Source organism: Polycladomyces subterraneus (genome assembly GCF_030433435.1).
Classification (GTDB): Bacteria; Bacillota; Bacilli; order Thermoactinomycetales; family JIR-001; genus Polycladomyces; species Polycladomyces subterraneus.
Genome location: NZ_JANRHH010000013.1, coordinates 117664 through 132300 on the forward strand (window position 1 = coordinate 117664; position 14637 = coordinate 132300).

15 protein-coding genes are annotated in these 14637 nt (G+C 52.9%); all 15 read right to left on the reverse strand.

Going from position 1 to position 14637, the window contains the following annotated elements; all coding sequences use genetic code 11:
- Positions 1-43: 43 nt before the first annotated feature.
- The 15 genes from NWF35_RS02505 to rpoE all read right to left on the reverse strand — a co-directional run bounded on the left by NWF35_RS02505 (position 44) and on the right by rpoE (position 14174).
- On the reverse strand, positions 44-532 hold the full coding sequence (locus tag NWF35_RS02505) for a hypothetical protein (RefSeq protein ID WP_301237514.1): 489 nt from the start codon (positions 530-532) through the stop codon (positions 44-46).
- Between the two features lie 382 nt (positions 533-914).
- Positions 915-1520, reverse strand: coding sequence for a thymidine kinase (locus tag NWF35_RS02510; protein WP_301237515.1), 606 nt, complete (start codon positions 1518-1520; stop codon positions 915-917).
- A gap of 209 nt (positions 1521-1729) precedes the next feature.
- Entirely contained in the window at positions 1730-1930 is a 201-nt protein-coding gene (gene rpmE, locus NWF35_RS02515; protein WP_301237516.1) for a 50S ribosomal protein L31, read from the reverse strand.
- A 205-nt stretch (positions 1931-2135) separates the two neighbouring features.
- A complete protein-coding gene (locus tag NWF35_RS02520) occupies positions 2136-3125 on the reverse strand; it encodes a M23 family metallopeptidase (RefSeq protein ID WP_301237517.1) in 990 nt (329 codons plus the stop codon).
- 95 nt (positions 3126-3220) lie between these two features.
- The gene (gene rho, locus NWF35_RS02525; RefSeq protein WP_301237569.1) at positions 3221-4483 is read right to left on the reverse strand and encodes a transcription termination factor Rho; all 1263 of its coding nucleotides are present in this window, start codon (positions 4481-4483) and stop codon (positions 3221-3223) included.
- A 139-nt stretch (positions 4484-4622) separates the two neighbouring features.
- A complete protein-coding gene (gene glpX / locus NWF35_RS02530; RefSeq protein ID WP_301237518.1) occupies positions 4623-5588 on the reverse strand; it encodes a class II fructose-bisphosphatase in 966 nt (321 codons plus the stop codon).
- A gap of 410 nt (positions 5589-5998) precedes the next feature.
- Complete coding sequence (murA, locus tag NWF35_RS02535; protein WP_301237519.1) at positions 5999-7246, reverse strand: UDP-N-acetylglucosamine 1-carboxyvinyltransferase; 1248 nt, start codon at positions 7244-7246, stop codon at positions 5999-6001.
- Between the two features lie 161 nt (positions 7247-7407).
- The gene (fsa, locus tag NWF35_RS02540; protein WP_301237520.1) at positions 7408-8064 is read right to left on the reverse strand and encodes a fructose-6-phosphate aldolase; all 657 of its coding nucleotides are present in this window, start codon (positions 8062-8064) and stop codon (positions 7408-7410) included.
- 45 nt (positions 8065-8109) lie between these two features.
- The gene (locus NWF35_RS02545) at positions 8110-8964 is read right to left on the reverse strand and encodes a class II fructose-1,6-bisphosphate aldolase (protein ID WP_212773528.1); all 855 of its coding nucleotides are present in this window, start codon (positions 8962-8964) and stop codon (positions 8110-8112) included.
- 75 nt (positions 8965-9039) lie between these two features.
- Entirely contained in the window at positions 9040-9852 is an 813-nt protein-coding gene (gene kce / locus NWF35_RS02550; RefSeq protein ID WP_301237521.1) for a 3-keto-5-aminohexanoate cleavage enzyme, read from the reverse strand.
- 1 nt (position 9853) lies between these two features.
- Complete coding sequence (gene kal, locus NWF35_RS02555; RefSeq protein WP_301237522.1) at positions 9854-10252, reverse strand: 3-aminobutyryl-CoA ammonia lyase; 399 nt, start codon at positions 10250-10252, stop codon at positions 9854-9856.
- 163 nt (positions 10253-10415) lie between these two features.
- Complete coding sequence (locus NWF35_RS02560) at positions 10416-10787, reverse strand: response regulator (protein WP_301237523.1); 372 nt, start codon at positions 10785-10787, stop codon at positions 10416-10418.
- Positions 10788-11212: 425 nt separating this feature from the next.
- The gene (locus NWF35_RS02565) at positions 11213-11518 is read right to left on the reverse strand and encodes a cytochrome C oxidase subunit IV family protein (protein WP_301237524.1); all 306 of its coding nucleotides are present in this window, start codon (positions 11516-11518) and stop codon (positions 11213-11215) included.
- Positions 11519-11878: 360 nt separating this feature from the next.
- Positions 11879-13498 carry a CTP synthase gene (gene pyrG / locus NWF35_RS02570; protein ID WP_301237525.1) on the reverse strand — a complete coding sequence of 540 codons (1620 nt, stop codon included), beginning with the start codon at positions 13496-13498 and terminating at the stop codon, positions 11879-11881.
- A 211-nt stretch (positions 13499-13709) separates the two neighbouring features.
- Positions 13710-14174 (reverse strand): DNA-directed RNA polymerase subunit delta, encoded by a 465-nt coding sequence (rpoE, locus tag NWF35_RS02575; protein ID WP_301237526.1) that lies wholly within the window; start codon positions 14172-14174, stop codon positions 13710-13712.
- Positions 14175-14637 lie beyond the last annotated feature (463 nt).

A 14637-nucleotide genomic window follows, 5' to 3' on the forward strand; every position in this document is an offset into this window, starting at 1 on the left:
CTCAAGTCACGCCCGACAGTCAGGCCAGAGAAATGTTTCCATGTCAGGAAACCATCGCATGAACCATGAACAGCACCACAAACAGCAACCCCAGGATTAAGTGCCACTGCTTGTCCCGTCCTCGGTACCGCAAAAAGCCGAACAATCCGAGTACAATGAACCATACATACACCAACACGCCAGTCAGGTATACACCATTGATGCGAAATCCGTTCAACAAAGCCAGGTAAGCATGGATGGTGACCACACCTGCGGCTAGCAAAGCGATCGGCACATGCCACTGCCGCACCATAATGGACAAACGTTGCCACCATGGTCGCAATCCAGAAGGAATCAACCGATACCGAATCAACAGAAACACCGGATAAATGGAAACAGTAAAGAAAAAGCCGATCCGGGCAACCGAACCAAAATTTCGCTGCAAACCGTCAAAACTGAGGGTGTGCAAAGGATGAGACGGCAATACAAACGCCGGAATCAGCCAAACAGCGAACAGGACCGTGGCGACGGAGATGACCGAAGCGGTGATCACCCATTTTCTTTCCTTCGCGTTGGGAATGGTTTGAACCCAAAAGGAAGGAGATATGGACCGGTTCTTATCTTTTAAGGAATCACCGTGCATACTTTCACCTCTGTTTTCCAAAATCACACCGCAAAACTGATCATATCAGAGTATGATGAAAATCCCATATGAAACCGTACGCCAAACGTCCGTAAATAAAAACAGCGCCCGTTCTGGGCGCCTAAACTGCTGACAAAGAGGTTGAATCGCTCGGCGATTTTGGGTGAGCCGTTTCTCTCTCCCTCCGCTTTCGGCTGTTAAACAGCCAATCCTCTTTTTGATGAAATCTGATTTTCCCGTTAAGCCAACCCGACTGGCCTGCGGAGAAGGGTTCGGAAATCGGAGACCGCTCTCATCTGTGTGTCACCGTTTGTTCTGCTTCCACCACTTCGTGACAATGGCGGCAACGCGCCTCATACTGCTCCTCGGCGCCAACTTGGATGACCGGCTCTTCCGAAGAAGCGGGCTTTCCGTTGACCAAACGCTGGGTCCGCCCCGCCGGTCCGCCGCATTTGACGCAGATCGCATGCAATTTGGTCACGTATTCAGCCAATGCCAGCAAGGTAGGAGTGGGGCCAAACGGCCGCCCACGGAAATCCTGGTCCAATCCGGCGCATATGACACGCACCCCACGATCGGCCAACTGCTGGCAGATGTCCACAATTTCATCTTCGAAAAATTGCACTTCATCGATGGCCACCACATTGACCTCATCCGTCACCTGTTCCATAATCGCCTTGGCGCTCCGAACCGGAACCGCCGCAGTATGTACGCCGTTGTGCGAAGTGACCGCCTCCGGGTGATAACGATCATCGATCGCCGGTTTGAACACCGCCACTTTTTGTTTGGCGATGCGCGCTCTTCGTACGCGCCGGATCAACTCCTCACTCTTGCCCGAGAACATGCCCCCGCAGATGACTTCGATCCACCCTTCCCGGTGCCGAACATGGTGTTCCATCCGTTCTTCTCCTCCAGGTCTGGTTTGAAGTCGCGAAGTCTATTGTATCACAGCCCGCCCGTCTCATTGAGACGTTGCAACGCAAAAATCCCTGACAACTCCTGCCACCGGATTGACCTCTCAATGTATTCCCGATGAGGATGTCCGGTTCCTCCATGCAAAAAAGAAACAGGCAAGCGTCTCGGCTTGCCTGTTTCGAACCGTACGGATCAGCTGAGGTTGTATTTCTTTTTGAAGCGGTCCACACGTCCGCCCGTGTTGACCATTTTTTGTTTCCCCGTGAAGAAAGGATGACATTCCGAGCAGATGTCAACACGGAGGTTTTCCTTGGTCGAACCCGTTTCAAAGGTATTTCCACACGCACAGGTAACAGTCGTCAATTTATATTCGGGATGAATCGCCATTTTCATTCACTTTCACCTCTTTCCCAGCCGGCTGTTCACATGGCGAATCGGCTTCCGCACATAAACACGAGCTATTATAGCACGATCACCCTTTGCTTGCAACCGGAAAGAGGTGCCATCCATCGGGTGCGGGATCCCTAACTGCCCCACCGAGGAGATGTCCTGATTGAACACAAGAGAAAAAAGAAATATATCGATGATTCCCTTCGTTTTATGGAAGAACGCTTAATGGATCGATCGGCTTGCCGCCTCGACGCACTTCAAAGTGAAGATGAACGCCTGTAGCGTGACCGGTCTGTCCCATGTATCCCAAGGGAGAACCGGTTGCCAAAAATTGACCTTTTGCGACCGTGATGCGACTCAGGTGCCCATAATACGTCACCCAGCCGTTCCCATGATCGATGATCACCAGATTACCATACCCGTTCGAATAGCCCGCTCGTGTCACGACTCCACCCCACGCCGAGTGGATGACACAACGTTCACGCTGTTCATTCCAGATATCGATGCCGGTGTGCATCCGTCCGTTCCGCCATCCGAAACGACTGGTGATTTGCCCGACGACAGGCCACCGAAACGAAATGACCCCCTGCGCGGCTTGCGATCGACTGGCCACCAGCACACCTGATTTTGACTTGACCGGCACTCTTACCGATGTCCGCTCGACCGGAGGTGACGGCACCTTCAATTGGATGGGCATGGCGAGCACTTGACCCACATACACTTCTACCGACAGATCAACATGGGGATTTAGTCTTTCGATCACGTTCGGAGAGGTTTTGTACTGTTCGGCCAACGTCTTTAAGGTTTGGCCTTCCTGTACGCGTATCCACTTTTTGGACAGCGGGAGTTTCAGCTTCTGCCCCACCTGTAATCGATTGGCGTCCGGAAGACGATTGAAAAGGGAAATGCGCTCAAACGGTAAACCGTATCGCTTACTGATGCTGTAGAGCGTATCCCCGTCTTTCACTTCATATAATAGCGGCTGCAGTTCCTCCTGTGCAGCGAGATTCCCATGTGCAATCGTCACAATGGGACTCAAATACTGAAACAACACCTGCTGTGCCACATGTTCCTTGGCCCATTGCGGCGTTTTAGGCTGAAGATCCATTGCCGCTTGGGCGGATTGCGTATCACCCAACATCCATCCAGCTGTTGCGATTGACAAAGAGGAAGCCAACCATGCCGTTTTACCCGGCATCACATCACCTCGCATTTTGTTGATCGGGAAATTTCATCCCAAACCATGTTTATGCGAGGCAATGTAATCCTATAACCCGATATGGTCCGTCAGTCTCAGGAAGCTGTTGTGGAACGACGCGGACGCGGTTCCAGCGTGGCCAAAAACTCCGCATTCGTCTTCGTGCTGGCAAGTTTGCGGAGAAACGCTTCGATATATTCCGGCGTGTCCTGCATGGTTTTCCGCAACATCCACAATTTTTCCAGTTCCGATTTGCTGAGCAACAGCTCTTCGCGACGCGTACCGGAACGACGGATATCAATCGCCGGGAAAATACGCCGTTCGGCCAATTTCCGGTCCAGATGCAACTCCAGGTTTCCAGTTCCCTTGAACTCTTCATAGATCACATCGTCCATCCGCGAACCGGTATCGATCAGCGCCGTCGCCAAAATGGTCAGGCTTCCGCCTTCTTCTATGTTGCGAGCGGCACCGAAGAACCGCTTGGGCCGATGGAAAGCTGCCGGGTCGATCCCGCCGGACAATGTCCGTCCACTCGGCGGAATCACCAAATTGTACGCCCGAGCCAGTCGTGTGATGCTGTCCAACAAAATGACCACGTCTTTTTTGTGCTCCACCAAACGTTGTGCCCGTTCCAACACCAGTTCGGCCACTTTGATGTGGTTTTCCGGCAATTCATCGAAAGTGGAGCTGACCACTTCCCCTTTGACGGAACGCTGCATGTCCGTCACTTCCTCCGGACGCTCGTCGATCAACAGCACGAACAACTCAATATCCGGATAGTTGGTCGAAATGCTGTTGGCAATCTCTTTTAACAACATGGTTTTACCCGCTTTGGGCTGTGCCACGATCAATCCGCGTTGACCCAATCCGACCGGGGTGATCAAATCCATGATGCGGGTAGAGAGCTTGTCCGGGCTTGTCTCCAAGAGGAGCCTGCGTTGGGGATACAGAGGAGTGAGTGCGGGGAAGTGCAACCGTTCTGCCGCCTGTTCCGGGTCCATTCCGTTGACGGCTTCCACGTGCAACAGTCCGAAATACCGCTCATTTTCCTTCGGCGGCCTCACTTTCCCGGATACCAGATCCCCTGGTCGTAAATCAAACCGACGGATTTGCGAGGCGGAGATGTAAATATCTTCGGAAGACGGCAGATAATTGATCGGCCGTAAAAAACCGTATCCCTCAGGGAGAATGTCCAACACGCCTTCCATAAACATCAGTCCGTCCCGCTCCGCCTGAGCTTTGAGAATCGCAAAAATCAGCTCTTTCTTTTTCATTTGGCTGTAATACGGGATCTGATACTCTTTCGCCAGTTTGTACAAGTCCGTCAATCGGCGATTTTCCAGATCGCTGAGCGACATATCCATCGCCATCATTCACCACGCTCTTGATATTTTGATATGCGTCCTCCATCCATCATAACCGGATAGATGGAGGACTATTCTATCTTTCTATTGTGACGTACTCCCCTTTCTAAATCTAGAGGGGATCTTCAATCGTTTATTCTACAACAAAATTCGGCTTTTTCTCCAATCGATGTTTGGCCTCGATGAACCGAACCGTTCCCGTTTTGGCCCGCATGACCAACGAGTGGGTAGTCGCGGTGGTGCCTTTGTAGCGAACACCGCGCAACAGTTCGCCATCAGTGACACCCGTGGCGGCAAAAATAGCGTCGTCCCCCTTTACCATATCATCGAGCCGCAATACTTTGTTCGGGTCTTCGATGCCCATCTTCTTGCACCGTTCCAACTGCTCCTCATTTTCCGGCAACAATCGTCCCTGGATCTCGCCGCCCAGACATTTCAACGCAACTGCTGCCAAAACGCCTTCGGGGGCCCCGCCCGAACCGAACAGGATATCCACACCGGTGTCGGGGAATGCCGTATTGATCGCCGCGGCCACATCTCCGTCAGAGATCAACTTGATCCGTGCCCCTGCACGCCGTACCTCCTCGATCAGCTTGGCATGGCGCGGCCGATCCAAGATGACGGCTACCAAATCTTCCATGTCTTTGCCTAATGCCTGAGCCACCGCTTTCAGGTTGTCCCTCACCGGCGCGTCGATGTCCACTTTCCCCACTGCCGCCGGGCCGACGGCGATTTTTTGCATATACATGTCCGGTGCATGCAGCAAATCACCGCGATTGGCCACCGCTACGACGGACAACGCGTTCCACAAGCCCTTGGCGACGATATTGGTCCCTTCCAAAGGGTCGACTGCCACATCCACTTCCGGCAAGTAACCGAGACCCAAACGTTCCCCGATATACAACATCGGCGCTTCGTCCATTTCCCCTTCACCGATCACAACAGTGCCGCGCATCGGGATCGTATCGAACACCTTGCGCATGGCCGTCGTCGCCGCTTCATCCGCTTCATCCTTTTTCCCAAAACCCATCCAACGGCCACTGGCGATAGCTGCCGCTTCCGTCACGCGCACCAATTCCATCGTTAAACTGCGCTCCATCCTGTCAACCCCCTGATCCATTCTTCATCCCGTGCTGCGGTGAATACGCTTCCGCAACGGCGGATCACTCTGATACAGATTGACCCGCTCCTATGAGTGTCTTCATCGGTATAAGGTAGCACAATTCATTTATATGTTACACTATTTTTGTGGAAGTGCGAAGAACAGGATGAAAAAGGGACAGAAACTGGAGAAATCACAAGTGGTTGACAAAGTCCGCGGGTTCCGATTAAACTCCGCACCCGACAGGAATTTCGGATCTGCTCACCTCAAAAAGGGTGGCCGTTTCCCACGAACGATCTATTGAGCACAGGCGTTGCAGGAGGAATACAGGGTACCGGAATCCACTTCCGGAAGACAGACACGCTGCAGACAACTGGTTACGGAGTGAAAGCGGGGGTGACAGCTTTTTACGACCGCCAAATTTCCGCTCCCAACGATTTTAATTTCTCCTCCAACCGCTCATATCCTCTATCGATGTATCCCACTCCAGCAATTTCTGTTTCTCCCTGTGCCGACAGCCCTGCAATCACCAACGAAGCACCTGCCCTGAGGTCGGTCGCAGTGACGGAGGTGCCGAACAACGGTGTCGGACCTTCCACGATGGCTGTCGTGCCCGCGACACGGATTCTGGCGCCCATCCGTGCCAATTCGGGCACTTGTTTGAAACGGGCGGAATAAATGTTTTCCGTCACCACACTGACCCCCTCGGCCTGAGTCAACAATGCGGTAAGGGGTTGTTGCAAATCAGTGGGGAAACCGGGATATGGTGCTGTTTTAACGTCAACAGCCCGATAACGGCCGCCACCTTGCACCCATACGGTTTCATCGTCCTCCCGCACACGGACGCCCATCTCCCGCAATTTGGCCGTAAGCGGCTCCAGATGTTTGGGGATCACCTGCTCGACGCTCACTTCACCTCGCGTGGCAGCGGCGGCGATCAAATATGTACCCGCTTCGATCCGATCAGGGATGATCGCGTGACGGCATCCTCTTAAATGGGACACGCCGCGGATGCGGATCACATCCGTTCCTGCTCCTTTTATCTGTGCTCCCATGGTGTTCAAAAAGGTGGCCACGTCAACGATTTCTGGCTCTTTGGCCGCATTTTCGATCACCGTAAGACCCCTTGCCCGGACAGCGGCCAACATAATGTTAATCGTTGCCCCGACACTGACAATGTCCAAAAAGATACGGGCACCCGTCAACTTCGGGGCATGGACGTGAAGAATCCCACCCGACTGTCGCACGGTCGCTCCCAGCGCCTTAAATCCCTTGATATGTTGATCAATGGGGCGCGGGCCGAGATCGCATCCGCCGGGCAGGCCGATCGAAACTTCCCCGAATCGGCCAAGCAAAGCTCCGATCAGATAGTAGGAAGCCCGTAATTTTTTTACCTTTTTGTCCGGTAGCGGGACGGGTGACAACCGACTCGGATCGACGGACAAGCAACTTCCTTCCTTCGTCACGACAGCACCGAGATCACGCAATATTTCGGCATACACATCCACATCGCGAATCTCGGGCAAATTCTCAATCTCGCAACCGGACTCCGCCAGAACCGTCGCCGGTATGACGGCCACCGCGCTGTTCTTCGCCCCGCCGATTTGCACGCGGCCGATCAGCGGACGTCCGCCTTTGATTTTCAAGGTTTTCATCAGCATCCGTCCTTTTCAGTCCTGTCTGATCAATCCGACCTACGGGGGAGACTAGCCTCTCGCTTGTAACACCGTGGGAAAAACTCTTCCGTCTTGATAAAGGCTCCGGCGGTCAGCATCGCTGTACCGCCGGACATCGTTGCATCAAATCGACAAGACGATCAAGCCTTTTGATGTTGCTTCGCTTTTTCCCAATCCGCCAGGAACCGCTCGATTCCCTGATCGGTGAGCGGATGTTTGGCCAACTGCTGCATCACTTTGAACGGCATGGTGGCTATGTGCGCACCGCTTTGGGCAGCTTGCGTGACATGCACGGGATTGCGGATACTGGCAGCAATGATTTCGGTTTCGATCCCGTGAAGATCGAAAATCTCAGCGATTTGCCCGATCAGTTGACTGCCGTCATGGTTGATGTCGTCCAATCGACCGATGAAAGGACTGACATACGTCGCTCCCGCCCTGGCAGCCATCAGAGCTTGGTTGGCCGAGAACACCAACGTGACATTGGTCGGAATCCCTTTTTTGGCAAAGTGATGGACTGCCTTCAGCCCTTCCGTCGTCATCGGTACTTTGATATTAATCCGATCGGACAACGCGGCCAACGGCTCTCCTTCCCGGATCATCCCCTCAGCATCCAGACTCAGCACTTCTGCACTGACAGGACCGTCGACGATCTGCAGGATTTCTTTGAGCACTTCGACGAAATCGCGTCCTTCCTTTGCAACCAAACTGGGGTTGGTCGTCACACCGGACACGATCCCCCATGAAGCAGCTTCACGGATTTCGTCCACATTGGCCGAGTCAATGAAAAATTTCACCACACTCATCTCCTTGTGTCATCGAAATGACAACGACATCCCCCATCAGGCTTTGCCCGCGCTGCCGAACAGACGGATTTTGCTGCGGACGACTTCCACCATCGCGTCGCGAGCCGGTCCGAGGTATTTCCGCGGATCGATCAGGTCCGGTTTGGCGTTCAGGATTTCCCGGATGGTGTTGGTACAAGCCACCTGGTTCTCGGTATTGACGTTGATTTTGCCGACACCGAGCGAAATCGCCTTACGGATCGACTCGTCCGGCACACCGGAACCGCCGTGGAGCACGATCGGTGCCTCGATGTTTTTGCTCACTTTCTCAATGATGTCAAAGCGGATTTTCGGTTCCCCTTTGTACATCCCATGTGCCGTACCCACAGCGATCGCCATCGCATCCACTTTCGTCTCTTCCCAGAAGCGGATGGCGTCATCCGGGTTGGCCAGTTGCGCATCTTCTTCATCGACGCTCAGATCGTCTTCCACCCCACCGATCGTACCCAGCTCGCCTTCTACAGAAACCCCGACGGCATGGGCCGCTTTCACGACTTCTTTGGTCAGGCGGATGTTCTCTTCCAGCGGATAGTGGGAACCATCGAACATCACGGACGAGAAGCCGGCCTGGATACATTTCATCACCATTTCAAAACTGCTGCCGTGATCCAAGTGCAGCGCCACCGGAACACCCGCTTCCTCCGCGGCCACCCGAGCGAGCGCCACCACGTTTTTCAGACCCATATATTTGATGGCTCCTTCACTGGCGCCGAAAATGAGCGGGGAACGCTCTTCTTTGGCTGCTTGGATGATGGCTTGCGTAAACTCCAAGTTGTTCATGTTGAATTGCCCGACAGCAAAGCCTTCCCGTTTCGCGCGAGGCAAAAATTCTGTCATAGGTACGAGCGGCATAATGATCCTCCTCTGTCTGCTTCCTTGATATTCCTCTGCCATTATAACATTCCCGACAGAAAAAGGGGATTCCCGTCAACGACGAATCCCCAGTTGCGCCCGCGCCTCGTCGGGCGTGGCGATCTCCCGCCCCAGCTCCCGAGCGATGCGTACCACACGCGCCACCAACTGAGCGTTCGTCGCCAACTCACCCTTTCGGTAATAAATATTATCTTCCAAACCGACGCGAACATGCCCTCCCAATACGATGCCCAACACCGACATGGGCAATTGCGCTCTACCAATACCGGCAACAGTCCATGTCGCCCCTTCCGGCAGTTGTCGGACCATGTGGAGCAGATGTTCAGCCGTAGCTGGAATGCCCCCCGGTACACCCATGACGAAATCAAATTGAAGATGACCCGCGACCAGTCCTTTTTTTACCAACCGCAGCGCATTGGCAATCATTCCCACATCGAAAATCTCGAACTCAGGGCGTACTCCATATTGCTGCATCGTTTCCGCGAATTGCTCTACCATTTCCGGCGGGTTGAAAAACACATCCCGTCCGAAATTGACGGTCCCCGTCGTCAATGTAGCCATTTCCGGCGCCAACGTGACCGGTTGCATCCGCTCCTCCGCACTCATCCCCACAGCCCCACCCGTCGACACCTGCACAATAATATCGCAACGCTTGCGGATTTCCTTAATGGCCTGACGATACAAATCCTTGTTCTGACTGGGCCTACCGTCCGCATCGCGTACATGGATATGCGCGATCGCGGCTCCTGCGGCATGCGCTTCAGCCGCTGCGATGCCGATTTCTTCTGGTGTGACAGGCAGATATGGCGTATCTTCGCGGGTTACTTCCGCTCCCACCAGTGCGGCAGTGATTATCAGTTTGTCCATGTCACAGCCCCCCACGCTGACGATCTTTCGGTACAACGCAAGTACCCGTGGCTCTGGTCACTACCACCGGCTCTGTCAGTATCCGCGCAGCGGAAGGCACTGCAGGATCGATGTTAGCCTCAATCACTTTATAGGCGGTGAAGGTCATTTTGCGGGATGTGTTACCCACTTTCTCGATCGTTCCCACTGCTTCGATGAAATCTCCAGCATAAACGGGAGCCAAAAACTCGACGGACTCATACGCCACAAACAGACCTTCATCCCCGTCATGACGGATCAACAGTTCGGTCGCCACATCACCAAACAAAGCCAAGATCCGGGCACCATCTACCAGATTTCCGCAATAATGCGCATCCGCTTGTGACATGCGCACACGTATCGTTGCCGTGATTTTATTCATGTTGTGCCCCCCTCTCAGATCCGGCCAAAAAAAAGGCGCCTTTCATCCCTTCTGGCATTTCAAAGAAGGGAATCCCTGGCTGTCGCCCGTTTTCCCACCACTTGAAAGTCCGCAGCGAACAAAGGGAGTGAGAGTGCCTCTGGTAATCCAGCCGTCTGAATTGTCAAGACGCCAACTGTTTAATCACCTCTAAACGAAGCTCTTCGATATCGAACGGCTTGGTAAAGTGGGCAAGAGCTCCCAATTTGGAAGCTTCTGCAACCACATCCAACTCGCCGTAAGCTGTCATCATGATCACTTTAGCCGTAGGATGGATCGGGCGCAATTGACGCAAGAGTTCGATGCCGTCCATCCCCGGCATTTTCATGTCCAACAAAATCAGGTCCGGACGCTCACTCTGAATGATTTCCAAAGCCGCTTTGCCATCAGCGGCTTGGAAGATGGAAAAGCCGTCTCGTGAAAACACTTCTTTCAACAGCACCCGTATGCCGTATTGGTCATCTACCACCAATACCTTTTTATTCGGATTGGACAACTACCGTCCCTCCTTTTCCTTCTCCCTGCTCAGGGGCCGCCATCATTCCATTTTCTGCGAAGTAGATCAGTCAGCGTCGGCACCCTCGCGTTGTCGTCGGTTTGGTTTGCAATGACTCCCTTCCATTCACCCCCTTATTCCGGTAAGGCCTCCGTAAAGATGGAAAATTGGGAATCATCCAAGTCCAAATCCTCACATGACCGGACGCCCCGGGTTTGATCCGGCCAGTCCGACATTTTCGGAATCCGCGGGGATGCCCCAAGCTGCACACGGGTTACCCGATAACGGTTTCTTGTTATATTTCATTTCGTGTCCGTTTCATCCGATTCCTGCCGACCGCATCCAAAAAAAGCGCAAGAAAAAAGTTCTGCCGAAGCAGAACGTCGGAATGCATGAGGGAGTCTTACGGGGAATCCTTTTCACATTCAGAGTAATTGCAAGCCTATGACCGAGACGACAGCGATCACAATACCGAGTGAGATAAAGATGATCGGGATGGCGTGTCCTTTCTGATCCATATGCATAAAGGTGAATAGTTGGAGAACCACTTGGATGCAGGCGAAAAAGACGATCACAGGAACAACGATCGCCATCGGAAGCAGTTTCATTCCCACAGCGATAAATGATGCCGCGGTCAGCACCATCATCCAAATGAATGACCAAACGTGTTTACGTGCACTCTCGTGTCTGCTGGCGCGCGTCTGACCCTTTAGCTGCGCTTGCGGTTTCACTTTGCCCCTCTCCCCTCTCCAAGCATAAGTGTTATGTTTACACCCACACATTTATCCTATTAGTTAAAATCATCAGATTATTCTATAGTTATTATATGGGTTGCACTTCGCAAATGGCAATACTTCCTTTCACATTTTGGACAAAAATAGAAGGGCGCATGATTGCGCCCTCAGTTTGTTGGCAATATTCACGGTCTCCGATATCCCGTCTCCGCTCCGTAGCAACAGCTAGAGTCGCTCGACGGGAAATTCGGACCGCTCCCCTAAATGAGGATGGTCGTTTTCCCACGACCGACCTTTTGGACTTAGACGAAACGAGAGCGGGAAAACGAACCCTTTAATGCAGTTCACTTGATCCCGTTACACTTCTACCTGGGACAATTTCATTTTCAATGCCGCATGGACAAAGTCGCGGAATAACGGATGCGGCCGGTTCGGGCGTGAACGGAATTCCGGATGGAACTGGGTTGCCACGAACCACGGATGGTTGGTCAGCTCGATGATTTCCACCAATCGTCCATCCGGAGAGGTGCCGGAGAATCGGAAGCCCACTTTTTCCAGATCTTCACGGTATTCATTGTTAAACTCGTAACGATGGCGGTGCCGTTCGTAAACGAGGCCATTGCCATACGCTTTTTGCGCCAGCGAATCGGGGACCAGTTTGCAGGGATACAACCCGAGCCGCATGGTACCGCCCAGATCTTCGATCTCTTTTTGTTCCGGCAACAGATCGATAATCGGATGCGGTGTTTCGGGATCGATCTCGGAGCTGTTGGCCCCCTCCAGTTGCAACAAGTTGCGCGCGCCTTCCACGCAAGCCATTTGCATGCCCAGACAGATTCCCAAAAACGGAATGTTGTTTTCCCGTGCATAACGGGTGGCGATAATTTTCCCCTCCGTCCCCCGATCGCCGAATCCACCAGGCACCAGGATTCCGTCGGCTTCCCCGAGCAGTTCGGCCACGTTTTGGTCGTTGACTTCCTCAGAGTTGACCCACATCACGTCGATATCGGTATCGTTGTAGAAGCCTGCGTGACGCAAGGCTTCAACCACACTCATGTAGGCATCGTGCAGCGCCACGTACTTGCCGACGATCGCAATTTTGGTGACATGGGAGAGGTTTTTCACCTTGTTGACCAGTGCGATCCATTCGGTCATATCCGCTTCGCCACACTTCAGCCCCAGATGTTTGATGACGATATCGTCCAGTCCTTCCGCCTGCAACATCAGCGGTACCTCATACAGCGTTTCGGCATCCCGGGCTTCGATGACCGCTTCAGGGTCGATGTCGCAAAAGAGAGCGATTTTCCTCTTCAAATCATCGGACAGCGGATGCTCGGTGCGACAGACGATGACATTGGGCTGAATGCCGATGCTGCGCAATTCCTTGACGCTGTGTTGTGTCGGCTTGGTCTTCAGTTCCCCGCTGGCCGACAGCATCGGGATCAACGTGCAATGGATGTACATGACGTGTTCCCGGCCCACATCGCTTTTGATCTGGCGGATTGCCTCCAAAAACGGTAGGCTCTCGATGTCTCCCACTGTTCCGCCGATCTCGGTGATCACGACGTCCGGGTGAGTCTCCCGAGCAGCACGAAACACCCGATCTTTGATCTCGTTGGTGATGTGAGGAATCACCTGCACTGTTCCCCCGAGATAATCCCCCCGCCGTTCCTTGTTGATCACGGCAGAGTAGATTTTTCCGGTCGTCACGTTGCTGTTTTTGGACAAATTGATATCGATAAACCGTTCATAATGGCCCAGATCCAGATCCGTTTCCGCCCCGTCGTCGGTGACGAACACCTCGCCATGCTGATACGGACTCATCGTCCCAGGGTCCACGTTGATGTACGGGTCAAATTTTTGAATCGTCACTTTCAGACCGCGGTTTTTGAGCAATCGGCCCAATGACGCCGCTGTGATCCCTTTTCCCAGTGACGAAACCACACCGCCGGTGACAAAGATGAATTTGGTCGTCATCGATCGTTCCCTCCATGCACTCAGGATTCCCATTTTCACGGAAAATAGAAAAAGCGCCACCCTGATCAGGGGGCGCTCCTCACATTCGCGACTACACGGTATCGGGTTATATCCGTTCAATTAGCCCAGAAAGTAGTTTACCTTTTTGAAGGAAACTTTGTCAACAGCCAAGATCAGCACGGGCGGCAAAAAAGACCGGTGTTTCCGGTCCTCATATCAGATCTTCTTCTTCTTCCTCCGCTTCTTCTACCTCTTCCTCATCAAGCTCTTCAAATTCCTCGTCGTCGAAAACATCATCTTCATCCAGTTGTTCGTCGTCGAACAGTTCATCCTCTTCTTCTTCAAACAAATCCTCTTCCAGATCTTCGTCAAAGTCGTCTTTCACATTGGCCTGAACGGCGGAGTCGGTGGCCTGTTCAGTGGGATACCATTTTTTCAAACCCCACAAACTTTTGCCAACACAGATAAACCGGCCGTCGATATTGATCTCGGTGTATAATTGCGCGATATAGCGCGCCATCTCCTCTTCCGTGAACCCTTTCAACCGGGCCACTTCCTGGAAAAGATCGCGGTACAGCATCGGTTCGCCCTTTTCGTACAACAACTCATAAACGAGATCGACCATCGCCGTCTCTCGGATTTCTTCGGGTGTCAAGGAAGCTATTTTCCCGCTCATCATTGGACACTTCCTTCCGTACGCATTGTCCTTGAGCCGCCAACGTTCTTGGTCCGTACGTCTATTTTAACCAAACAAAAAGGGAAGTCAACCTGATAACCCTTGAAAATGGAAAAAATCAGGAAGTTGGTTGCAACTTTGTGAAATCTTGATTCCGTCTTGACTGGAGGTTAACATTGTCAAGCTATCATTATTCTTGCACACACCCCATATCAGAGGAGGGGGAGCGTGTTGCAGCACTTGGTATTTCCGCTCATCATTCTCTTGACCGGCTTGGCCGCCATGCCGCTTGTCGATGAGTGGAAATCCACTTCTGAGTGACTGATCCGTCATCAGTCGCCATCACCCGGTCCGCTGAATTACTTTTGTTGAGCAGACGTGTTTTTCCTCATCTCCTCCTGTCGGATGGCGAACGAAATGCCTCCCCCTCCGGGAGGCGAATCCGCTGGCAAACAGTGATGGA

Coding starts and splice junctions, on each gene's coding strand:
- rho (WP_301237569.1), bottom strand. CDS start 4,483: ATGTCGCTCAGCGATCTGGAAAATCGCCGATTGACGGACTTGTACAAA.
- murA (WP_301237519.1), bottom strand. CDS start 7,246: ATGAAAACCTTGAAAATCAAAGGCGGACGTCCGCTGATCGGCCGCGTG.
- kal (WP_301237522.1), bottom strand. CDS start 10,252: ATGAATAAAATCACGGCAACGATACGTGTGCGCATGTCACAAGCGGAT.
- pyrG (WP_301237525.1), bottom strand. CDS start 13,498: ATGACGACCAAATTCATCTTTGTCACCGGCGGTGTGGTTTCGTCACTG.
- NWF35_RS02520 (WP_301237517.1), bottom strand. CDS start 3,125: ATGCCGGGTAAAACGGCATGGTTGGCTTCCTCTTTGTCAATCGCAACA.
- rpmE (WP_301237516.1), bottom strand. CDS start 1,930: ATGAAAATGGCGATTCATCCCGAATATAAATTGACGACTGTTACCTGT.
- rpoE (WP_301237526.1), bottom strand. CDS start 14,174: ATGAGCGGGAAAATAGCTTCCTTGACACCCGAAGAAATCCGAGAGACG.
- glpX (WP_301237518.1), bottom strand. CDS start 5,588: ATGGAGCGCAGTTTAACGATGGAATTGGTGCGCGTGACGGAAGCGGCA.
- NWF35_RS02510 (WP_301237515.1), bottom strand. CDS start 1,520: ATGGAACACCATGTTCGGCACCGGGAAGGGTGGATCGAAGTCATCTGC.
- kce (WP_301237521.1), bottom strand. CDS start 9,852: ATGGACAAACTGATAATCACTGCCGCACTGGTGGGAGCGGAAGTAACC.
- NWF35_RS02545 (WP_212773528.1), bottom strand. CDS start 8,964: ATGCCGCTCGTACCTATGACAGAATTTTTGCCTCGCGCGAAACGGGAA.